The organism is Streptomyces sp. NPDC029044, assembly GCF_040637495.1.
Taxonomy (GTDB): domain Bacteria; phylum Actinomycetota; class Actinomycetes; order Streptomycetales; family Streptomycetaceae; genus Streptomyces.
This window is the reverse complement of record NZ_JBEZWN010000005.1, coordinates 76,604-98,512: the sequence shown is the minus strand read 5'-3', so window position 1 is coordinate 98,512 and position 21,909 is coordinate 76,604. Positions and strand designations below refer to the sequence as shown.

At 71.9% G+C, this 21,909-nt stretch carries 19 protein-coding genes; 7 read left to right on the top strand and 12 right to left on the bottom strand.

Features of this window, described 5'->3' with window-relative positions; all coding sequences use genetic code 11:
• The first annotated feature begins 57 nt into the window (after positions 1-57).
• Positions 58-1,101: a serine hydrolase domain-containing protein gene (locus tag AB0E85_RS06780; RefSeq protein WP_361923283.1), complete on the top strand. Its 1,044-nt coding sequence runs from the start codon at positions 58-60 to the stop codon at positions 1,099-1,101.
• A gap of 85 nt (positions 1,102-1,186) precedes the next feature.
• Here AB0E85_RS06780 and AB0E85_RS06775 read toward each other — a convergent pair whose 3' ends face one another.
• Entirely contained in the window at positions 1,187-2,893 is a 1,707-nt protein-coding gene (locus AB0E85_RS06775) for a glycerol-3-phosphate dehydrogenase/oxidase (RefSeq protein ID WP_361923280.1), read from the bottom strand.
• 269 nt (positions 2,894-3,162) lie between these two features.
• Here AB0E85_RS06775 and AB0E85_RS06770 point away from each other — a divergent pair, with 269 nt between their 5' ends.
• On the top strand, positions 3,163-4,371 hold the full coding sequence (locus tag AB0E85_RS06770; RefSeq protein ID WP_361923277.1) for a nucleotide sugar dehydrogenase: 1,209 nt from the start codon (positions 3,163-3,165) through the stop codon (positions 4,369-4,371).
• 645 nt (positions 4,372-5,016) lie between these two features.
• On the opposite strand, the gene AB0E85_RS06765 is transcribed toward AB0E85_RS06770, so the two are convergent.
• From AB0E85_RS06765 to AB0E85_RS06750, 4 genes are all read right to left on the bottom strand, one after another.
• Positions 5,017-6,141, bottom strand: a complete 1,125-nt coding sequence (locus AB0E85_RS06765) for a GuaB3 family IMP dehydrogenase-related protein (protein ID WP_033311552.1) — start codon at positions 6,139-6,141, stop codon at positions 5,017-5,019.
• A gap of 105 nt (positions 6,142-6,246) precedes the next feature.
• Positions 6,247-7,752, bottom strand: coding sequence for an IMP dehydrogenase (guaB, locus tag AB0E85_RS06760; protein ID WP_361923273.1), 1,506 nt, complete (start codon positions 7,750-7,752; stop codon positions 6,247-6,249).
• 153 nt (positions 7,753-7,905) lie between these two features.
• Complete coding sequence (locus tag AB0E85_RS06755) at positions 7,906-8,493, bottom strand: sigma-70 family RNA polymerase sigma factor (RefSeq protein WP_033311556.1); 588 nt, start codon at positions 8,491-8,493, stop codon at positions 7,906-7,908.
• A gap of 484 nt (positions 8,494-8,977) precedes the next feature.
• Positions 8,978-9,589: a response regulator transcription factor gene (locus AB0E85_RS06750; protein ID WP_003948568.1), complete on the bottom strand. Its 612-nt coding sequence runs from the start codon at positions 9,587-9,589 to the stop codon at positions 8,978-8,980.
• Positions 9,590-9,969: 380 nt separating this feature from the next.
• On the opposite strand from AB0E85_RS06750, the gene AB0E85_RS06745 reads away from it, so the two are divergent.
• On the top strand, positions 9,970-10,299 hold the full coding sequence (locus tag AB0E85_RS06745; protein WP_351626887.1) for a WhiB family transcriptional regulator: 330 nt from the start codon (positions 9,970-9,972) through the stop codon (positions 10,297-10,299).
• 64 nt (positions 10,300-10,363) lie between these two features.
• On the opposite strand, the gene AB0E85_RS06740 is transcribed toward AB0E85_RS06745, so the two are convergent.
• Positions 10,364-11,260, bottom strand: a complete 897-nt coding sequence (locus AB0E85_RS06740) for a LysR family transcriptional regulator (protein ID WP_033311558.1) — start codon at positions 11,258-11,260, stop codon at positions 10,364-10,366.
• 80 nt (positions 11,261-11,340) lie between these two features.
• Here AB0E85_RS06740 and AB0E85_RS06735 point away from each other — a divergent pair, with 80 nt between their 5' ends.
• The 3 genes from AB0E85_RS06735 (at position 11,341) to AB0E85_RS06725 (ending at position 13,697) form a co-directional block, all read left to right on the top strand.
• Positions 11,341-12,009: an MOSC domain-containing protein gene (locus tag AB0E85_RS06735; RefSeq protein ID WP_361923268.1), complete on the top strand. Its 669-nt coding sequence runs from the start codon at positions 11,341-11,343 to the stop codon at positions 12,007-12,009.
• Positions 12,010-12,103: 94 nt separating this feature from the next.
• Positions 12,104-12,877, top strand: coding sequence for an SDR family oxidoreductase (locus AB0E85_RS06730; protein WP_031110298.1), 774 nt, complete (start codon positions 12,104-12,106; stop codon positions 12,875-12,877).
• A 112-nt stretch (positions 12,878-12,989) separates the two neighbouring features.
• Positions 12,990-13,697, top strand: coding sequence for an ester cyclase (locus AB0E85_RS06725; protein WP_361923264.1), 708 nt, complete (start codon positions 12,990-12,992; stop codon positions 13,695-13,697).
• Positions 13,698-13,901: 204 nt separating this feature from the next.
• On the opposite strand, the gene AB0E85_RS06720 is transcribed toward AB0E85_RS06725, so the two are convergent.
• The 5 genes from AB0E85_RS06720 to AB0E85_RS06700 all read right to left on the bottom strand — a co-directional run bounded on the left by AB0E85_RS06720 (position 13,902) and on the right by AB0E85_RS06700 (position 19,050).
• A complete protein-coding gene (locus tag AB0E85_RS06720; RefSeq protein ID WP_361923261.1) occupies positions 13,902-14,954 on the bottom strand; it encodes a hypothetical protein in 1,053 nt (350 codons plus the stop codon).
• Between the two features lie 167 nt (positions 14,955-15,121).
• Positions 15,122-16,747, bottom strand: a complete 1,626-nt coding sequence (gene groL, locus AB0E85_RS06715; RefSeq protein ID WP_352101315.1) for a chaperonin GroEL — start codon at positions 16,745-16,747, stop codon at positions 15,122-15,124.
• Between the two features lie 116 nt (positions 16,748-16,863).
• A complete protein-coding gene (groES, locus tag AB0E85_RS06710) occupies positions 16,864-17,172 on the bottom strand; it encodes a co-chaperone GroES (RefSeq protein ID WP_003974211.1) in 309 nt (102 codons plus the stop codon).
• A gap of 169 nt (positions 17,173-17,341) precedes the next feature.
• Positions 17,342-18,079, bottom strand: coding sequence for a polysaccharide deacetylase family protein (locus AB0E85_RS06705; protein ID WP_361923694.1), 738 nt, complete (start codon positions 18,077-18,079; stop codon positions 17,342-17,344).
• A 32-nt stretch (positions 18,080-18,111) separates the two neighbouring features.
• The gene (locus tag AB0E85_RS06700; RefSeq protein ID WP_361923256.1) at positions 18,112-19,050 is read right to left on the bottom strand and encodes a polysaccharide deacetylase family protein; all 939 of its coding nucleotides are present in this window, start codon (positions 19,048-19,050) and stop codon (positions 18,112-18,114) included.
• A gap of 118 nt (positions 19,051-19,168) precedes the next feature.
• Here AB0E85_RS06700 and AB0E85_RS06695 point away from each other — a divergent pair, with 118 nt between their 5' ends.
• On the top strand, positions 19,169-20,338 hold the full coding sequence (locus tag AB0E85_RS06695; RefSeq protein WP_361923253.1) for a methyltransferase domain-containing protein: 1,170 nt from the start codon (positions 19,169-19,171) through the stop codon (positions 20,336-20,338).
• 165 nt (positions 20,339-20,503) lie between these two features.
• Here the strand turns inward: AB0E85_RS06695 and AB0E85_RS06690 are convergent, their stop codons facing one another.
• Complete coding sequence (locus tag AB0E85_RS06690; protein WP_361923692.1) at positions 20,504-21,712, bottom strand: DUF6596 domain-containing protein; 1,209 nt, start codon at positions 21,710-21,712, stop codon at positions 20,504-20,506.
• Positions 21,713-21,909 lie beyond the last annotated feature (197 nt).

The following is a 21,909-nucleotide window of genomic DNA, read 5'->3' as shown; positions in this document are numbered from 1 at the left end:
GGTGCGGCCCGCGCAGCGCGGCCTTGCATGATGGGCCCTGATCAGGGAGGAGCCCGCATGCCGCCGTTTCGGACATTGCTGGCGCTGCCGGTGGCCGCCGCCCTGTTCGGTCTGCCGCCGGCCGACTCCTCCGCCCTCTCGATGCCGCCCACCGACGCGGTGCTGCCGCTGCTGGTGACCCAGGGCAGGGCCCCGGCCGCGGCCCTGCTGGCCCGGGAGGGCACCACGACCCGCTATGCCGGCACGGGGCCCGGCATCTCCCGGCAGGACCATTTCCGCGCCGGCAGCATCACGAAGACGTTCATCGCGACGGTCGTGCTGCAACTGGCCGCCGAACACCGGCTGGCGCTGTCCGACACGGTGGAGCAGCACCTGCCGGGTCTGGTGCGAGGAGCGGGCAACGACGGCCGCGCGCTGACCCTGCGCTCCCTGCTCACCCACACCAGCGGACTGCACGACTTCACCACGGACACCGACGGAACCGCACCCGTCACACCCCGTCAGGCCCTGAACCTCGCTCTCACCCACCCCCCGGCCGAACGCGGCCGCTTCCACTACTCGAACACCAACTACGTCCTGCTCGGCATGGTCATCCACCGGACCACGGGCCACTCGTACGCCACCGAGGCGGAGCGCCGCATCATCACCCCCCTGCGTCTGGCGGGCACCTCCTTCCCCGGGTCCCGTACCTCGCTGCCCTCTCCGCACGGCCGCGCCTACGCCGCCGACGGAACCGACGTCACCGAACTCGACCCGCGGGTGGCCGGAGCCGCGGGCGAGTTGGTGACCACACTCGCCGACCTGGACCGCTTCTACGCGGCCCTGCTGGGCGGCCGTCTGCTGCCCCCGCACTGGCTGCGCGAGATGCTCGACACCCGTGCCGCACACGGCGCGTACGGCATGGGGCTCTTCCCTGAGAAGCTTCCGTGCGGCACGACGGTGTGGGGGCACAACGGGCACATATCCGGCAGCTACGTGCGCACCGCAGCCACCGTCGACGGCCGGCGTGTCCTCACCTTCCGCGTGAACACGGACGCGATCGCAGATCCCGGTCTCGAACCCGCCTTACTCACCGCCGAGTTCTGCCCCCGCACCTCGTAGAACGACCCGGCTCCGAACGGAGATCCCGTCTCCCGACACTCGTTCGGGTGATACCGGGAGCGCCGCGCGCTCCCGGAACAGGGACCTACAGCGGCACGATGTCCGGCGCCCCCAGCCGCGCCGCGTCCGCCGTCAGGTCGTCGGGCTGCCGCTGCGACTCCCGCTCGGCCTCCACCCGCTTCTGGTAGTGCTCGACCTCGCGCTCGATCTGGTCCTTGTCCCAGCCGAGCACGGGCGCCATCAGCTCGGCGGCGTCGCGGGCGCTGCGGGCGCCCCGGTCGAAGGTCTCGATCGAGATGCGCGTGCGCCGCGTCAGCACGTCGTCCAGATGCCGCGCCCCCTCGTGGGAGGCCGCGTACACGATCTCGGCACGCAGATAGTCGTCGGCCGCCGCCAGGGGCTCGCCCAGCGACGGGTCCTCCGCGATGAGCGCGAGAAGCTCCTCGGTCATCGTCCCGTAGCGGTTCAGGAGGTGCTCGACCCGCACCACGTGGAGCCCCGTCCGGGCGGCGATCCGCGCCCGCGCGTTCCACAGGGCCCGGTAGCCCTCGGCGCCCAGCAGCGGCACGTCCTCGGTGACGCACTCGGCGACGCGCATGTCGAGCCCGTGCACCGCCGCGTCCACCGCGTCCTTGGCCATGACCCGGTAGGTCGTGTACTTGCCGCCCGCCACGACGACAAGACCGGGCACCGGATGCGCGACGGTGTGCTCACGCGACAGCTTGCTGGTGGCGTCCGACTCACCGGCGAGCAGCGGCCGCAGGCCCGCGTACACGCCCTGGACGTCGTCCCTCGTGAGCGGCACCGAGAGCACCGAGTTCACGTGTTCCAGCAGGTAGTCGATGTCCGCGCTGGACGCGGCCGGGTGGGCCTTGTCGAGGTCCCAGTCGGTGTCCGTGGTGCCGACGATCCAGTGCCGGCCCCAGGGGATGACGAACAGCACCGACTTCTCCGTGCGCAGGATCAGCCCGGTCGTGGAGTGGATCCGGTCGCGCGGCACGACCAGGTGGATGCCCTTGGACGCCCGGACGTGGAACTGGCCGCGCTCCCCGACCATGGCCTGGGTGTCGTCCGTCCACACGCCGGTGGCGTTGACGACCTGCTTGGCGCGGATCTCGTACTCCCCGCCCCCTTCGACGTCCTGCACCTTCGCTCCGACGACCCGCTCGCCCTCGCGCAGGAAGCCCGTCACGCGTGCGCGGTTGGCGGCCTTGGCACCGTAGGCCACCGCCGTACGCACCAGGTTCGTCACGTACCGGGCGTCGTCCATCTGCGCGTCGTAGTACTGCAACGCCCCGACCAGGGCGTCCTTCTTCAAGCAGGGGGCCACGCGCAGGGCGTGAGAGCGCGTCAGGTGACGGTGCATCGGCAGGCCCCGGCCGTGCCCGCGCGCCATGGACATGGCGTCGTACATGGCGACGCCCGACCCGGCGTACAGCCGCTCCCACCCTTTGTGCTGCAACGGATAGAGGAACGGCACGGGCTTCACCAGGTGCGGAGCGAGCCGCTCCAGCAGCAGGCCGCGTTCCTTGAGGGCTTCGCGGACGAGGGCGAAGTCGAGCATCTCCAGGTAGCGCAGGCCGCCGTGGATGAGCTTGCTGGACCGGCTGGAGGTGCCGGACGCCCAGTCGCGCGCCTCGACCAGACCGGTGGACAAACCCCGCGTCACGGCGTCGAGCGCGGTGCCCGCACCGACCACGCCTGCACCCACCACCAGCACGTCCAGCTCTCGCTCGGCCATGGATGCGAGTGACTCGGCGCGCTGCGCCGGTCCGAGTGTCGCTGTCCTCACCGCTGCCTCCCGCTCATCGGTCGTGCCGGCCACACCCGTCGGGCGAGGCCCCGTCCGTATCCCCCTGCCCAGATTCTGACCGTGTTGCCCGGCTACAGCCACCACGGGCCCGCTGCCTGTGGACAACGCTCACGGAACACTCACCGAAACTCGGCCGGGCAATCCCGCATATCGGTCATATTTACTCCTAGTCTGACATTGCGCTCGCCCGTCCTGTCCACAGGGCTTGCGCACCTGTCCCACTTCGGCTATCGGGAAGGACGGCCGCCATGCCCGCAGATCTCGCCGTCATCGGACTCGGCCCGTACGGCCTGCCCCTGGCCCAGGCCGCCGTCGCCGCCGGCATCCCCACCATCGGCTACCGGACCGGACCCGAGGCGGGCTCGCTCAGCCCCGCCGAACTGCGCCGGATGCTCTCGGGGGGCTTCCGGCCGACCACCGACCCGGCCGAGCTCGGCCGGGTGCGCACCGCGGTCGTCTGCGCGCCGACCCCGCGGGGCGCGGACGGCGGGCTCGACCTGAGCCAGCTGGAGGCGGCCGCCCGCACCCTGGCCGCCCGTCTGCGCCCGCACACCACGGTGATCCTGGAGTCCCCTGTGTACCCGGGGACGACGGAGGGATTCCTGCGTCCGCTCCTGGAAGAGGGCTCGGGTCTGCGCGCGGGCCGCGACTTCCACCTCGCGTACTCCCCCAGCCGCGCCGACCCCGGCAACCGCGACGTCACGCCCGCGAGCACCCCCAAGGTCATCGGCGGCCTCACCCCGGCCTGCACCGAGTCGGCTGCCGCCTTCTACGGACGGCTGACGGACAAGGTGGTACGCGCGCGTGGACTGCGCGAGGCGGAGACCGTGCAGCTGCTGGAGACCAACTACCGGCACGTGAACATCGCCCTCGTCAACGAGATGGCCGTGCTCTGCAACGACCTGGGCGTCGACCTCTGGGACGTCGTCCGCTGCGCCGAGACCAAGCCGTTCGGCTTCCAGGCCTTCCGCCCGGGCCCCGGCGTCGGCGGCCACTCCGTCCCCCAGGACATGACCGCCGGCGGCGGCCGCGGCCTGCGCATGGTCGAACTGGCCCAGGAGGTCAACAACCGCATGCCGGGCTACGTCGTCCAGCGCGCCGCCGCCCTCCTCAACGAACACGGCAAGTCGGCCCGGGGCGCCCGCGTGCTCCTCCTCGGCGTCACGTACAAGCCCGACCTCGCCGACCTCCAGGGCACCCCGGCCCGCGAGATCGCCCTGCGCCTGCGCGAACTGGGCGCGACGGTCAGCTACCACGACCCCTACGTCCCGTCCTGGAGCGTCCTCGACCACCCGGTCCCCCGCGCGGACTCCCTCTACGAGGCAGCCGCCGACGCGGACCTGACCATCCTCCTCCAGCAGCACCGCACGTACGACCTCCAGGGCCTGTCGGTGAAGGCCCAGCTGCTGCTGGACACGAGAGGGGCGGCGCCCATGGGGGCGGCGCATCGGTTGTGAAGGGGGGCGCGCGGGGTGCGTGAGCCCAGGCGACTGGTGGCATGCGGCACGCTGCGCGGGTACCTTACGGACACAGGTGGAGCCCACCGCAGTGGCCACTGCGGCAGGCTCCTGGATGGATCACAGAGTGTCCGCCCCTAGGTTTCGTGGGGGCGGCCGCTCACCATCCGAAACAAGGTGGAGCCCACCGCAGGGGGTACTGCGGCAGGCTCCTGGATGGATCACGGAGTGTCCGCCCCTACTTCTTCTGGGGGCGGCCGCTCACCATCCGAAAATGCGCAAGATCCACCTCCTCCGGCACTGCACCGTCCGAAGACGGAGTCGGTCCCAGCGGGTGGGCTTGCGGTGGCGTCCCATGGGCGCCCCCTTCCACGACGCCGCCCAGTGACCCGGTGGACGGCACGTCGGAATCGGGCCGGGCCCCGAGGGCGGGGTCCGGACCGTGTCCTTGGAAGGGGGCTCCCAGAAGAACCGGGGCGCCGATCACGGACACTAGCCCCTCGAAACCGCCCTCCCCGGGTCAGAACGGCCCGAAGGCACCCGTGCGCCCCCCAACGGCAACACGCGCCCCGTCACAGCCACTTGGGCATGCAGAAGGGCCCAGCCACTCCCCCGAGTGACCAGGCCCTTCTCAGCCGGAACGGACTACCGCCGGTGCTGTGAGTCCGCCACCGTGACCTCGACCCGCTGGAACTCCTTGAGCTCGCTGTAGCCGGTCGTGGACATGGCGCGGCGCAGGGCGCCGAAGAGGTTCATCGAACCGTCGGGGGTGTGGGACGGGCCCGTGAGGATCTCCTCCAGGGTGCCCACCGTGCCGAGGGCGACCTTCTTGCCGCGCGGCAGCTCCTCGTTCACGGCCTCCATGCCCCAGTGGTGGCCCTTGCCCGGGCCGTCGGTCGCACGGGCCAGCGGGGAGCCCATCATCACCGAGTCCGCGCCGCAGGCGATCGCCTTGGGCAGGTCGCCGGACCAGCCGACGCCGCCGTCCGCGATCACGTGCACGTACCGGCCGCCCGACTCGTCCATGTAGTCACGGCGTGCCGCGGCCACGTCGGCGACCGCCGTCGCCATGGGGACCTGGATGCCGAGCACGTTGCGCGTGGTGTGCGCCGCGCCGCCGCCGAAGCCGACCAGCACACCGGCCGCGCCGGTGCGCATCAGGTGCAGGGCCGCCGTGTACGTGGCGCAGCCGCCGACGATCACCGGGACGTCCAGCTCGTAGATGAACTGCTTCAGGTTGAGCGGCTCGTGCGCGCCGGAGACGTGCTCCGCCGAGACCGTCGTACCGCGGATGACGAAGATGTCCACGCCCGCGTCGACGACGGCCTTGGAGAACTGGGCGGTGCGCTGCGGGGAGAGCGCGGCGGCGGTGACGACGCCGGAGTCGCGCACCTCCTTGATGCGCTGCCCGATCAGCTCCTCCTTGATGGGGGCCGCGTAGATCTCCTGAAGACGGCGGGTCGCGGTCTCCGCGTCCAGACCGGTGATCTCGTCGAGCAGCGGCTGCGGGTCCTCGTAGCGCGTCCACAGGCCTTCGAGGTTCAGCACGCCGAGGCCGCCGAGCTCGCCGATACGGATCGCGGTGGCCGGGGAGACGACCGAGTCCATGGGGGCGGCCAGGAAGGGCAGCTCGAAGCGGTAGGCGTCGATCTGCCAGGCGATCGAGACCTCCTTCGGGTCCCGCGTACGGCGGCTGGGGACGACGGCGATGTCGTCGAAGGCGTACGCCCGGCGGCCGCGCTTGCCGCGCCCGATCTCGATCTCAGTCACGTCTGTGGCCTTTCCCTGATGCGTTGCAGCGTCTTCCAGTATCGCCGACGGGCACAGCGAGGGCGGCCCCGGATGCCCCGGAGCCGCCCTCGGAAGGCCGGGCCGCTACTTGCTGCGGCTGTAGTTCGGCGCCTCGACCGTCATCTGGATGTCGTGCGGGTGGCTCTCCTTGAGGCCGGCCGACGTGATGCGGACGAAGCGGCCCTTGGTCTCCATCTCGTCGATGGAGGCGGCGCCCACGTAGCCCATCGTCTGGCGCAGACCGCCGACGAGCTGGTGCAGGACGTTGGCCAGCGGGCCGCGGTAGGGCACCTGGCCCTCGATGCCCTCGGGCACGAGCTTGTCGTCGGAGCCGACCTCGGCCTGGAAGTAGCGGTCCTTGGAGTACGACTTCGCCTGGCCGCGGGACTGCATCGCGCCGAGCGAGCCCATGCCGCGGTACGACTTGAACTGCTTGCCGTTGATGAACTGGAGCTCGCCCGGGGACTCCTCACAGCCGGCGAGGAGGCTGCCCAGCATCACGGTGTCGGCGCCGGCGGCGAGGGCCTTGCCGATGTCGCCGGAGTACTGCAGGCCGCCGTCGCCGATCAGCGGGATGCCCGCCGGCCGGGCCGCGAGGGACGCCTCGTAGATGGCGGTGACCTGCGGGACGCCGATACCGGCGACCACCCGGGTGGTGCAGATCGAGCCGGGGCCCACACCCACCTTGATGCCGTCGACACCGGCGTCGATCAGCGCCTGGGCGCCGTCACGCGTGGCGACGTTGCCGCCGATCACGTCGACACCGACGCTCGACTTGATCTTCGCCATCCAGCTGAGGGCGTTGCTGTTGTGGCCGTGCGAGGTGTCGACGACCAAAAAGTCCACACCGGCACCGGCGAGCGCCTGGGCACGCTCCAGGGCCTCGGGGCTGGCTCCGACGGCCGCGCCGACGAGCAGCCGGCCCTCGGAGTCCTTGGCCGCGTTGGGGTACTGCTCGGCCTTGACGAAGTCCTTGACCGTGATCAGGCCCTTGAGGATGCCCGCGTCGTCGACCAGCGGAAGCTTCTCGATCTTGTGGCGGCGCAGCAGCTCCATGGCGTCGGCGCCGGAGATGCCGACCTTGCCGGTGACCAGCGGCATCGGCGTCATGACCTCGCGCACCTGACGCGTGCGGTCGGTCTCGAAGGCCATGTCGCGGTTGGTGACGATGCCGAGCAGCTTCTTGTTGCCGTCGGTGACCGGGACGCCGCTGATGCGGAACTTGGCGCACAGGGCGTCAGCCTCGGCCAGCGTGGCGTCGGGGTGCACCGTGATCGGGTCGGTGACCATGCCGGACTCGGAGCGCTTCACCAGGTCGACCTGGTTGACCTGGTCCTCGACGGAGAGGTTGCGGTGCAGCACGCCGACGCCGCCCTGGCGGGCCATCGCGATCGCCATGCGGGACTCGGTCACCTTGTCCATCGCCGCGGAGAGCAGCGGGATGTTGACCCGGACGTTGCGGGAGATGCGGGACGAGGTGTCGACCGCGTTGGGGAGCACTTCGGATGCGCCCGGCAGCAGCAGCACGTCGTCGTAGGTCAGCCCGAGTGTCGCGAATTTACCGGGCACTCCGTCGACGTTGGCAGTCATGACACCTTCCCCAAATGGCCTTGATCGGTGCGGATGTCCATGCTAACGGGAAGCGGGGCTGTCTCATTCCACGGTTCCGCCTGGCTGCGCGCTTCGTATGTTCGTACGGAAGCGGCGCACCGCCTGTTCAACTGAGCGGTTCTTCAAGCAGGGCTACTGCTCGGCCAGTGCCCGCAGCCGGCTCAGCGCCCTGTGCTGCGCCACTCGGACCGCCCCGGGTGACATTCCCAACATCTGGCCGGTCTCCTCGGCCGTCAGCCCCACCGCGATCCGCAGCAGCAGCAGCTCCCGCTGGTTCTCGGGGAGGTTGGCCAGGAGCTTCTTGGCCCATTCCGCGTCGCTGCTGAGCAGCGCGCGCTCCTCGGGGCCGAGGGAGTCGTCCGGGCGCTCGGGCATCTCGTCGGAGGGGACGGCCGTCGAGCCGGGGTGGCGCATCGCCGCACGCTGGAGGTCGGCGACCTTGTGCGCGGCGATGGCGAAGACGAACGCCTCGAAGGGGCGGCCGGTGTCCCGGTAGCGGGGCAATGCGAGGAGCACCGCGACGCAGACCTCCTGCGCGAGGTCCTCCACGAAGTGCCGCGCGTCGCCCGGGAGACGGGACAGACGGGTGCGGCAGTAGCGCAGGGCCAGGGGGTGGACATGGGCGAGCAGGTCGTGCGTCGCCTGCTCGTCCCCGTCGACGGCGCGGTGGACGAGCGCACCGATCGCGCCCTGGGCATGGGCCGCCTCGTCGTCGCGCATCGGTCCATGGTGCCTTGCGGCCGCCGGCTCCGCGGCACCGCTCCCGTTGTTGTGCACCGAAGCGTTATGAGCAGGTGCGCCGGCACTCATCCGCTGCGCCCTCCCCTTCCGCTCGACCGACTCGTCCCCGAGGAACTCCACACCCTCAAGGATGCGGCATCCGCGGCGAAACGAGCAGCGGGCATCCGGCGAACCCCCGGCCCACCCGCGCCCACCTGGCATTCCGTGCCCTCAGCAGGACCGCTGGAACCTGCCGTTCGAATCATCCCGGGGAGGGGGGTCCTCGCCTGCGCCCTCGCGGGCTCCCGACCCCGCCCGGGCCGGGGCAGATCCCTGACGGCGCCGCCACCGGGCGCCGGCTTCGGTCCCCGCGGGTCCGGCTCGCGCGGGGGCATCCGGGTGCCGCCGCCCTCCGGTCCCGACCGGAGGCCGCGCGTCGGAACCGGCCCGGACCGCAGGGCGGGCGTGATCCGAACGACAGGCCCTAGCGCACCAGACCCCACCGGAAACCGAGCGCCACGGCGTGGGCCCGGTCCGAGGCGCCGAGCTTCTTGAACAGGCGCCGGGCGTGTGTCTTGACGGTGTCCTCGGAGAGGAACAGCTCGCGGCCGATCTCCGCGTTGGAGCGGCCGTGGCTCATGCCTTCGAGGACCTGGATCTCACGCGCCGTGAGCGTGGGCGCCGCGCCCATCTCGGCCGAGCGCAGCCGGCGCGGGGCGAGCCGCCAGGTCGGGTCGGCCAGGGCCTGGGTCACCGTCGCGCGCAGTTCCGCGCGGGAGGCGTCCTTGTGCAGATAGCCGCGGGCACCGGCGGCGACCGCGAGGGCCACGCCGTCCAGGTCCTCGGCGACGGTGAGCATGATGATGCGCGCACCGGGGTCGGCGGACAGCAGCCGCCGGACCGTCTCGACGCCGCCCAGTCCGGGCATGCGTACGTCCATCAGAATCAGGTCCGAGCGGTCGGCCCCCCAGCGGCGGAGGACTTCCTCGCCGTTGGCCGCCGTCGTCACGCGCTCTACGCCGGGCACGGTCGCGACCGCACGACGGAGCGCCTCTCGGGCAAGCGGGGAGTCGTCGCAGACGAGGACGGATGTCATGACCGCCCTCCGCAGCTGATGCGCGTCACCTTGAGCCTCCAGGCTGGTACGAAATCGTCACCTGTGCGGTCGACCGCCTCGGACGCCTGCCCGAGCGCTTGTTCCTTCAACCGCCTCGCACTCTCAACGACGGTCACTCGAAAGAGTTACGGGGGCAGCTGCCGTCTTCGGCACTCTACGTGAGGGGGCGGACACGGTGCAGATATGCACAGCAGACCCTCGAACTTTCATCACAACCTATGCCCCATTCAGACCCATTTCTTCCTCTTTGCCAGTGTCTGGAGCTAGATTCGCAATGAGTCATATTTTCATCTCCTTAGATCGTAGTTGTACGGTCGTAGACACCGGATCCGCCCAGAACGGCTACAAGGGGTCACGTAATGGCAGATTTCTCCCGCCTTCCCGGACCGAACGCGGACCTGTGGGACTGGCAGCTGCTGGCTGCCTGTCGCGGCGTGGACAGCTCGCTCTTCTTCCATCCGGAGGGTGAGCGCGGTGCGGCGAGGAGCGCTCGTGAGAACTCGGCCAAAGAGGTCTGCATGAGGTGCCCGGTACGCGCCGAGTGCGCCGCCCACGCCCTGGCGGTGCGTGAGCCGTACGGCGTGTGGGGCGGGCTGACCGAGGACGAGCGCGAAGAGCTGATGGGGCGGGCGCGCAACCGGCTGGTGTCGGCGTCGGCACCGGGCGGGCACACCGCCTCGAACAACTGAAGGAACGTTTCTGCGAACGGGCACGCGCACGCGTGCCGTTGGTTTTTGGGACGCGAGGCCTGCGCTAGCGGCGAGCGGCCCGGGCCAGTTGGTCGAGCGTCGCCGCCACGGCCGGGACCTGTGCGAGGTCGGGCAGGGTGAGCGCGACGATCTCCCGGCGCACCGCCGGTTCGAGGCGAACGGTGCGCACACCCCGGGGCCGTACGGACTCGACGGCCAGCTGGGGCAGGACGGCCACGCCCAGGCCGGCGCCGACGAGGCCGACGACGGCCGGGTAGTCGTCGGTCGCGAAGTCGATGCGCGGGGTGAAGCCGGCCGCCGCGCACACCTCGACCAGCTGTCCGCGGCAGCGCGGGCAGCCCGCGATCCAGGGCTCCTCGGTGAGCTCGCCGATGGCGACGGACTCCGCGCCCGCGAGCCGGTGCCGCTCCGGCACGAGTGCGACGAGCCGGTCCGACAGCAGCGGCCGTACGACGAGGTCGTCCCACTCCTCCGCGCCCGCCGCCCCCTCGTAGCGGAACGCGAGCGCCACGTCGCAGTCGCCCTCGCGCAGGAGCCCGACGGAGGCGGGCGGCTCGGCCTCCTCCAGGGAGACGCGGGTGCCCGGGTGCGCCTCGCGCAGCGCGGCGAGGGCCGTGGGGACGAGGGTGGAGCTGCCGCTGGGGAAGGAGACGAGCCGGACCCGGCCCGCGCGCAGTCCGGCGATGGCGGCGACCTCCTCCTCGGCGGCCGTGAGCCCGGCGAGGATGCCGGCGGCGTGCCGCACCAGGGCCTCGCCGGCCTGGGTCAGGCGCATCTCCCGTCCGGTGCGGATCAGCAGCGGCGTGCCGACCGAGGTTTCCAGGGCCTTCATCTGCTGGCTGACGGCGGGCTGCGTGCAACCCAGCTCGCGGCCGGCGGCAGAGAAGGAGCCGGTGGTCGCGACGGCGCGCAGGACGCGGAGATGACGAGCTTCGATCACCCTTCGAGGATAAGTCACCCTTTGATTCCGCTGCCGAAGAGGCGTCGACGCTTTGGGGGCCGGTCGCCTACCGTGCGGGCATGAGGCTTCTGTCAGTGAATCTGGGCCGCGCCGAGGCCGTGCCGTACACCGACAACGCGGAGGGCGTGACCGGGATCGACAAGCGGCCGGTCGACGGGCCGGTGCGGGTCTCCGCGCCCGGGCCCAAGGGCGTCGGCGGAAGCGGGCTGGCCGGGGACGCGGTGTGCAAGCTGGAGCACCACGGCGGCGACGACCAGGCGGTGTACGCCATGGCCCGTGAGGACCTGGACGAGTGGGAGCGCGAGCTGGGCCGGACGCTGGCCGACGGCGCGTTCGGCGAGAACCTCACGACCCGTGGCCTGGATGTGTCCGGTGCCCTGATCGGCGAGCGCTGGCGGGTGGGGCCCGAGGTCGTGCTGGAGGTCACCTCAGGGCGGATCCCGTGCCGTACGTTCCAGGGCCACCTGGGCGAGAAGGGCTGGGTCAAGCGGTTCACGCGGCGGGGTGCGCCGGGGGCGTACCTGCGGGTGATCGTGCCCGGGGAGGTCCGCGCGGGCGATGCCGTCGAGATCGTGCACCGGCCCGGCCACGACGTGACGGTGGCCCTTCAGTTCCGGGCGGTGACGACGGAGCGGACGCTGCTGCCGCGACTGCGGGCGGCGGGCGAGGCGCTGCACCCGGAGGTACTGAGGATGGCGCGGGAGTACGAGGAGAAGTACGGGGCCTGATGGCCGCTCACCACGCCTGTCTCCACGGACCCTTCACCACGGACGGCCCCACGGGGAAGCGGATGCACTCAGTCCGGGTCACTAACCTTCTGCCATGACAACGGCTCTGATTACGGGATCGACGGCAGGCATCGGGGCCGCGTTCGCGCGGCGACTGGCGGCGGACGGGCACAACCTGGTGCTGGTGGCCCGGGACACCAAGCGGCTTCGGGAGCAGGCGACCGAGCTGCACGACCGGCACGGCATCGAGGCGGAGGTGCTGACGGCCGACCTGGCCGAGGACAAGGGGATCGAGGCGGTGGCCGGGCGCCTCGGCGACCGCAAGAACCCCGTCGATCTGCTGATCAACAACGCCGGGTTCGGCAACAAGGGCCGCTATCTCGACGTCTCCATGGCCGACGAGCTGCGGATGCTGAAGGTGCACTGCGAGGCGGTGCTGCGGCTGACGTCGGCGGCGACCGAGGCCATGCGCGAGCGCGGCCGGGGCGGCGTGGTCAACGTCGCCTCGGTGGCGGCCTTCGTGCCCCGCGGCACCTACGGCGCCTCCAAGGCCTGGGTCGTGCAGTTCACGCAGGGCGCGGCGCGCGATCTGGCCGGCAGCGGCGTACGGCTGATGGCGCTCTGCCCGGGCTTCGTGCGCACCGAGTTCCACGACCGGGCGGGGATGGGCACCGACAACATCCCCGGCTGGATGTGGCTCGACGCGGACAAGCTGGTGGCGGCGGCGCTGCACGATCTGGCGCGCGGCAAGACGCTGTCCATCCCGGACCCGCGGTACAAAGCGCTGATGGGCGCGGCGAAGCTGGTGCCGCGGGGGATGCTCGGGGCCGTCTCCTCCAGGACGGGCCGCAAGTACGGGCCGCAGTAGGCGCACGCGGCCGGCCCGGCAGGCTCCTCCTCCCGGACCGGGAGGCACCCGGGCCGGCCTCTTGGGACAATGAAGCTGTTCAGCCGGACCCAGGGGGGCCGGAGGCGAGGCCATGACCTTCGTACAGCTCATCGAATGCAGGACCAGCCGGCTCGACGAGATGAACCGGCTGATGGACCGGTGGGTCGAGCAGACCAAGGGCAAGCGGACCGCGTCGCACAGTGTGGTGGCGAAGGATCGTGCCGACGCGTCGCACATCGTGGAGATCGTGGAGTTCCCGTCGTACGAAGAGGCGATGCGGAACTCGGGGCTGCCGGAGACCGACCGGATCTTCCAGGACATGGTGGCGCTCTGTGATGAGACGCCGACCTTCACGGACCTGGACGTGGTGCGGGACGAGCAGCTGTACGCGGCCACCGCGCGCAGGTTCTTCGAGCTCGCGCCGGGCCAGGGGGACGCGCCGCCGTTCAACGACGTGTTCATCGAGGATTACCACGACCACGATCCCGCCAATGTGCAGGACGTCATCGGGCTGGACGCACTCCGGCGCGAGGTGGAGGTGTGGCGGGGCGGGTTCGAGTTCTCGTTCACCGTCGAGGACCAGATGGCGCAGGGCGACCGGGTGTGCACCCGGTGGACCTTCCACGGGCGTCACACGGGCGACTTCCTCGGGATCCCGCCGACCGGGCAGGAGGTCACCATGACGGGGACGACCGTGCACCGCTGCACGTCGGACGGGAAGATCGCCGAGGGCTGGTGGCAGTACGACCGGCTGGGGCTGATGCAGCAGCTCGGGGCGCTGGAACCCACGGAGCTCTGACGCCGCGACGCCCCTTGGGGCAACCGACCCGCCGCCCCTCTAGTGCCGCGTCAGCCAAGGTTTGCCCGTTGAGGAGCGGCGTCCGGTGCGTGCTCTCGGTGTGCCGGCCGGAAGCCCTCGTACTGGACGTACTCGGGCTTTCGGCCGGTGCGGCGAGAGTGCGTGCCGGGCGTCGCGACGGGGCGAACCTTGGCTGATGCGGCACTAGTCGCCTCCGCCTCCGCCTCCCCCGTCCCCACCGCCGCCGTCACTGCCGCCTCCGCCCCCGTCGCCGCCGTCCCCGCCGTCGCTGCCCCAGCCGTCGCCGCCGCCGGGTTCGTTGTCGTCACGGTCCCTGCCGAGGTTGCTGAACCAGGGGCGCTCCCAGATGTCGTCGCCCGTGTTCCGGCGGGGGTTCACGGCGCGGAACCTGGCCAGGCCCGTGGTGTCGCCGAGGCCGAAGGAGACCGCGACCGCGTGAGCCATCACGGCGTCCAGGGGGTCGGGGCTCTCGTAGCGCACGTCGGCCAGCGGCAGCAGCACCGAGCCGGACGGAGGGCCGGGCCGGCGTGAGGGGCGGGTCAGCAGCGCGACGTGCCGGTCGTCGCGCAGCAGCCATGAGCTCTCGGCGTTCTCGCGGCGCAGTGTCCACTGCCGGTCGGGCAGGCGGATCTCGACGCTGCTCTTGGACTTGCGCATCCTCTTGCGGAGTTCGAGCCGTGCGGTGACGTCCCCGACGGCCATGACCAGGCCACCTGCCCGGTCGGCGGCGTCGGGGCGGTAGCCGTACGGTGCCCACAGGCGTACGGCGGGGGCGTGCGGGCCCCAGACGTCCACGCGGACCAGGCGCCGGTCCACGGCGACCGCGACCGGCCCGGCGGGACCCGGTGCGTACCGTCGTGCGATCCACAGGGGCACGCCCTCCGCCTGGGCCCGCGTGGCCAGTGCGGCCACCTGGTCTGCCCCGCCGCACCTGCGCACGGCCAGTTCGCCGAGCGCGTGGGCGAAGTCGGCGGTCCGGCGCACCTTCAGGGGCGTGGTGGTGCCGGTCACGCGGGTGACCGGGACGACGCCCGGGCCCTGCGCCAGCGACTCCAGGGGGCGTTCGGTGCCGCCGCCGCCGAGCCAGCGTCCCCGCAGATACGCCTCGGCCATGGCTGCGAGGTTCAGCTCCTCCAGCGGTGTGGTCCGGCCGCCCCTGCGCAGCCGGTCCTCGGTGAGTTCCGCGGTGCGCGCCAGGGGATTCCTGGACCGTTCCTCGTAGAGCGCCTGGCTCATCGCCACCCCCTTCTGCTCCGGTCTGTAGGAGGTCGCCGACCGGTGCGCCGGTTCCCTGACCGGCGCAGGACGGCACACGGCGAAGGCCCGGCAGCCCCGTTTCCGGGGTGCCGGGCCTTCGCTCGGGCTCGGGCGGGCCGATGTCGTCAGCCCTCAGCCGTCATGCCTCAGTGGGCGTGGCCGTGGCCGTGGCCCGCGGCGGCCGGCTCCTCTTCTTCCTTCTTCTCGACGACCAGGGTCTCGGTCGTGAGGAGGAGGGAGGCGATGGAGGCGGCGTTCTCCAGGGCGGAGCGGGTGACCTTCACCGGGTCGATGACGCCGGCCTTGACCAGGTCGCCGTACTCGCCGGTGGCGGCGTTGAAGCCCTGGCCCTTGTCGAGCTCGGCGACCTTGGAGGTGATGACGTAGCCCTCCAGGCCGGCGTTCTCGGCGATCCAGCGCAGCGGCTCGACGGCGGCCTTGCGGACGACCGCGACACCCGTGGCCTCGTCGCCGGTCTTGCCGAGGTTGCCCTCCAGGACCTTGACGGCGTGGACGAGCGCGGAGCCACCACCGGAGACGATGCCCTCCTCGACCGCGGCGCGGGTCGCGGAGATGGCGTCCTCCAGACGGTGCTTGCGCTCCTTGAGCTCGACCTCGGTGGCGGCACCCACGCGGATGACGCACACGCCGCCGGCCAGCTTCGCGAGGCGCTCCTGGAGCTTCTCGCGGTCCCAGTCGGAGTCGGTGGACTCGATCTCGGCCTTGATCTGGGCGACGCGGCCCTGCACGTCGTCCTTGTTGCCGGCGCCGTCGACGACCGTGGTGTCGTCCTTGGTGACGGTGATGCGGCGGGCGGAGCCGAGGACGTCGAGACCGACCTGGTCGAGCTTGAGGCCGACCTCCTCGGAGACGACCGTGGCGCCGGTGAGGACCGCGAGGTCCTGCAGCATCGCCTTGCGGCGGTCGCCGAAGCCGGGGGCCTTGACGGCGACGGCGTTGAAGGTGCCGCGGATCTTGTTCACGACGAGGGTGGAGAGGGCTTCGCCCTCGACGTCCTCGGCGATGATCAGCAGCGGCTTGGAGGCGTTGGACTGGATGACCTTCTCCAGCAGCGGCAGGAGGTCCGCGATGGCGGAGATCTTGCCCTGCGTGATGAGGATGTACGGGTCGTCCAGGACGGCTTCCATGCGCTCCTGGTCCGTCACGAAGTACGGCGACAGGTAGCCCTTGTCGAAGGCCATGCCCTCGGTGAAGTCCAGCTCAAGACCGAAGGTGTTGGACTCCTCGACGGTGATGACACCGTCCTTGCCGACCTTGTCCATCGCCTCGGCGATGAGCTCGCCGACCTGCTGGTCCTGGGCGGACAGGGCGGCGACGGCGGCGATGTCGGACTTCTCGTCGATCGGGCGGGCCGTGGCGAGCAGGTCCTCGGAAACGGCGGCGACGGCGGCGTCGATGCCCTTCTTCAGGGCGGCCGGGGAGGCACCGGCGGCGACGTTCTTCAGGCCCTCGCGCACGAGCGCCTGGGCGAGCACGGTCGCGGTGGTCGTACCGTCACCCGCGATGTCGTTGGTCTTGGTCGCCACCTCCTTGACCAGCTGGGCACCGAGGTTCTCGTACGGGTCCTCGACCTCGACCTCACGGGCGATGGTCACACCGTCGTTGGTGATGGTGGGAGCGCCGAACTTCTTGTCGATGACGACGTTGCGGCCCTTGGGGCCGATCGTCACCTTGACCGTGTCGGCAAGCTTGTTGACGCCGCGCTCGAGGGCGCGACGGGCGTCCTCGTCGAACTTCAGGATCTTCGCCATGGGAGCGTGAGCCCTCTTCCGGAATCTGGGATATACGGCACTGCGCCCCGGGCGCCCGGCTTCTCAGTGATCGCGGGGGCCAGGGGCGCAGTTCAAAGCAATGTGCTTGGGGTGAATTACTTCTCGACGATCGCGAGCACGTCGCGGGCCGAGAGGACGAGGTACTCCTCGCCGTTGTACTTCACCTCGGTGCCGCCGTACTTGCTGTAGAGCACGACGTCGCCGACGGAGACGTCGAGCGGAAGACGGTTGCCGTCCTCGAAGCGGCCCGGGCCCACGGCCAGGACGACGCCCTCCTGGGGCTTCTCCTTGGCGGTGTCCGGGATGACCAGGCCAGAGGCGGTGGTCTGCTCGGCGTCGAGCGGCTGGACCACGATGCGGTCCTCGAGCGGCTTGATGGCAACCTTGGAGCTGGTGGTCGTCACGATCCGACCTCCCCCTTCGGAGATCTCACGGGGTTAACTGTCTGAGGTGGCGACCAGGTGGATCCGTCGTCGCGGGTGCCGGACCTGCCCGTCGCTGTGTTGGCACTCTCCTAGGGGGAGTGCCAGAGCCGAGACTATGACTGCGATTAGCACTCGGTCAAGCGGACTGCTAATTGCCGACGGCGCGTCGGCCGGGTGCTTTCTGCGGGCGGCCCTCCGGACGGTCCTCCAGGTGGTCCTCCAGCCGACCCACCCGCAGCCCCCGGTCCCCGATCTCCCGCAGCAGCCGCTCGGTCCGTTCCGTGAGGGTCAGGGACCCGGTCCCGCCGGACGGCACCGAGACGATGTCTCCGGCGCGCAGGGCGGGCTCGCCCCGGGTGTAGGTCAGTTCGCCGTGGCCGTCCAGGGACGCCCGCCACAGGACGACGGCCGTGATGCCGCAGTCGGCGGCCGCGCGCAGGGTCGTCGTGTCGTAGGTGCCGTAAGGCGGACGGAAGAGGCGGGGGCTGATGCCGAAGCGGGAGCGGAGCTTGTGCTGCTGGCCGCAGATCTCGGCGCGCTGCCCGGCGTAGGGCAGGCCGCGCAGGGCGGGGTGGTCGAGGGTGTGGTTCTGGATGGAGGCGCCGACCGCGCGCAGCCGGGCGAAGTGGCCGTAGCCGGGTCCCACGACGCTGTCCGTGAGGAACAGGCTGACCGGGAGCCGCCGTTCGCGGACGAGGCCGACGAAGCGGGGGTCGCGTTCGGCGCCGTCGTCGTAGGTGAGGAAGACGACCGGGGCGCGGGTGGGGACGTGATCCACGACGGGGGGCAGGCGGCGGCTGTCGGCCGCCGCGCGTGCCGGGTCCTGCGCGCGGCCGTCGGCGGGGCCCGGCCGTTCCCCCGCCACCCCGGCGCAGCCGGCCAGCAGGGCCGCGCACAGCACGGCGGCGGCCGGCCGCCTCACAGGTAGTCCTCCAGCCGTCCCACCGCGTATCCCTGAGCCGTGACCTTGTCCAGGAAGCGGCGGACCATGTCGGCCATCGTGCCCTTCCACTGTCCGGGGCCCCGGAAGTGTGTGAGGACGATGTCCCCCGGGCGCAGCTTGCGGTCGCCTTCGCGGTACTCCCAGTGGTCGGCGAAGACCTCCTGGTTCCACAGGGGCACGTACGCGATGCCGCAGGCCTTGGCGGCGCGCAGGGTCGCCCGGTCGTAGCTGCCGAAGGGCGGGCGGAAGAGGTCGGGACGTTTGCCGAACCGCTTCTCCAGGTAGCGCTGCATGCCGCAGATCTCGCGCTTCTGCGCCCGGTAGGACAGCCCCCGCAGGTTGGGGTGGTGGAGGGTGTGGTTGTTCAGGACCACGCCCCTGGACTGCATCTTCCGGAAGTACCGGGTGTCGTCCTTGACCAGGTAGCCGCTGAGGAATGCGGTGTACGGGACGTCCAGGTCGCTCATCATCCGCAGGAACGCCCGGTCCTTCTCTGCGCCGTCGTCGATGGTGAGGAAGACGACCTTGTCCCGGGTGGGGACCGTGGTGAAGACGGGCGGGAGGTTCGACCTCCGGTGGCCGTTCACCTCGAAGCCCTTGCGGGTCCTGATCCTCGGCTTCTTCGCCGGGGGCTGCGGGGCGGCGAGTGGGGTCCTGCGCAGGTCCCAGCGGTGCGCGGCAGCGGCCCGGGCGGCGTGCGCGGCGCGCAGTTTGCCGGCGTAGGAGTCGAGCGCACGGGCCGGGGGCGCGTCGAGGGGCTGCTGGCCGCCGGCCGGGGTGACCTGGTCGCCGCCGCCTCCCTGCGCGCAGCCGGAGGCGATGGCGGCGAGCACGAGCACGGCGAGGCCGATCCGTACGCGTGCGGGCACACGCCCCCCTGCCCGGCTTTTGTCATTTTGTACGACTGCTCGCATGGTGCCGGATCCTCGCAGCCCCTCCCGCCGGTCCCGGCCCGACACCGCGGCCGGTGCCCGACCATCCACCGACTGGCCCACACGGCTGCGGCCCGCCGCCGTGGCCGACAATGATCCGGTGAACGACCTCGCCCCCCTCCTCACCCCCGAAGGCCGCGCCCTCCTCGACGAGGTGCGGGACACCGACCCCGCGCAGGAGCTGGCCGTCGCGACCCGGCTGCGCCGCGAGCACCCCGCCGAGCTGGTGTCGGCGGCGCTCGGGCAGGCGCGGCTGCGGCAGCGGGCGGCGGTGAAGTTCGGGGCCGAGGACGCGAGCCGGATGTTCTTCACGCCGAACGGGGTCGAGCAGTCGACCCGGGCGAGCGTGGCGGCCTACCGGGCCCGGCGCATGGCCGACCTGGGCATCACCTCGGTCGCCGACCTGTGCTGCGGCATCGGCGGCGACGCGATCGCGCTGGCCCGCGCCGGGATCCGGGTGCTGGCCGTGGACCGCGACCCGCAGACGGCCGCGGCGGCCCGGGCGAACGCCGACGCGCTGGGACTGACCGGCCTCGTCGAGGTCCGCGAGGCGGACGTCACGGAGGTGGACACGGCCGGTTTCGACGCCGTGTTCGTCGACCCCGCCCGGCGCGGCGGCCGCGGCCGGATCTTCGACCCCGAGGCCTACTCACCGCCCCTGTCCTGGGCCGTGTCCGCCGCCCGCCGGGCCCCTCGTGCCGCCGCGCTGAAGATCGCCCCCGGCATCCCGCACGAGGCGGTCCCCGAGGACGCCGAGGCCGAGTGGATCTCCGACGGCGGGGACGTCAAGGAGGCGGTGCTGTGGTTCGGCACCGAGCCGGGAGCGGTCCGCGCGACCCTGCTGCCGGGGCCCCGCACCCTGCTCTCCCGCGGTCTGCCCGACCCCGCGGTCCGCCGGCCGGGGCGCTACCTCTACGAGCCCGACGGCGCCGTCATCCGAGCCCACCTGGTCGCCGAGGTGGCCGACCGGGTCGGCGGCGGGCTGCTCGACGCGACCATCGCGTACGTCACGGCGGACACCCTGCACCCGACCCCGTACGCCACGGCCTACGAGATCACCGACCACCTGCCCTTCAACGTCAAGAAGCTGAAGGCGCTGCTGCGGGAGCGGCGGGTCGGCACGCTGACCGTGAAGAAGCGGGGCTCGGCGGTCGAGCCGGAGGAGCTGCGCCGGAAGGTCAAGCCGCAGGGCCCGCACGCGGCGACGGTGTTCCTGACCCGGGTGGCGGGGGCGCCCGCGATGCTCATCGGGCACCCGGCCCGGGCCTAATGCCCCGGCAGGCAACGTCTGCCCCTCAAGGAGCGGCGTCCGGTGCGTGCTCTCGGCGTGCCGGCCGGAAGCCCTCGTACTGGACGTACTTGAGCTTTCGGCCGGTGCGGCGAGGGCGCGTGCCGGGCGTCGCGACGGGGCGAACGTTGCCTGTTGGGGCACTGGCTAGGACTGCTCCGCCGCCCGCCCGAGCAGCAGCTCCCGTTCCCGTTCGTTGCGGGTCAGGGACGCCGCCCGTTCGAACTCGGCGCGGGCCTCGGCCGGACGGTCCAGGCGGGCGAGCAGGTCGCCGCGGACGCTGGGCAGCAGGTGGTAGTCGCGCAGGGCGGGGTCGCCGGCCAGGGCGTCGACGAGGGCGAGGGCCTCGGCCGGGCCCCGCGACATCGAGACGGCCACCGCGCGGTTCAGCTCCACGACCGGCGACGGGGAGCGGGCGGCCAGGAGGCCGTAGAGGGTGGCGATGCGGGACCAGTCGGTCTCCTCGTAGGTGTACGCGTGCGCGTGGCAGGCGGCGATGGCCGCCTGGAGCAGGTACGGGCCCGGGGCACCGCCGGAGGTGGCCTCGGCCCGGCCCAGTGCGGCGAAACCGCGGGCGATGAGCATGCGGTTCCAGCGCGAGCGGTTCTGGTCCCGCAGCAGGACCGGCTCGCCGGAGGGGCCCGTGCGGGCCGCCGTACGGGACGCCTGGAGCTCCAGGAGCGCGGTGAGGCCGTGCACTTCGGGTTCCTTCGGCATGAGGGCCGTGAGCACCCGGGCCAGGCGCAGGGCGTCCTCGCACAGGGACGGGCGGAGCCAGTCGTCGCCGGCGGTGGCGGCGTACCCCTCGTTGAAGATCAGGTAGATGACGTCGAGGACCGAGCCGAGGCGGGCCTCGCGGTCGGGGCCGTGGGGCACCTCGAAGGCGACGTTCCTAGTCGCCAGGGTGCGTTTGGCGCGGACGATGCGCTGCGCGACCGTCGGCTCCGGGACGAGGAACGCGCGGGCGATCTCGGCCGTGGTGAGACCGCCGAGCAGGCGCAGGGTCAGGGCGGTGCGGGCCTCGGTGGACAGGACCGGGTGGCAGGCCGTGAAGACCAGGCGGAGCAGGTCGTCGTCGATGTCGTCGGGATCGGCGGGCTCCTTGGGCGGGGCCGCCGCGTCGGGCAGGGCCCGGCCGATCTCCGCCAGCTTGCGGGCGTAGTTCTCCCGGCGCCGGACCAGGTCGACGGCGCGGTGACGGGCGGTGGTCATGAGCCATGCGCCCGGATTGTCCGGCACCCCGTCCCGCGGCCACTGCTCCAGCGCCGCGACCAGCGCGTCCTGCGCGAGTTCCTCCGCGATGCCGACGTCCCGGACGATGCGGGTGACCCCGGCGATGATCCGGGGCGACTCCATACGGAAGACGGTCTCGATGGCCCCGACGGCACGCTCGGCCCGGGGTGGGGCGGGTCGCGAGTCCGGGGTGGGCTGCGAGTCCGGGGTGGGCTGCGAGTCCCGGGTGGGCTGCGAGTCCCGGGTGGGCTGCGAGTCCCGGGTGGGCTGCGAGTCCCGGGTGGGCTGCGAGTCCCGGGTGGGCTGCGAGTCCCGGGTGG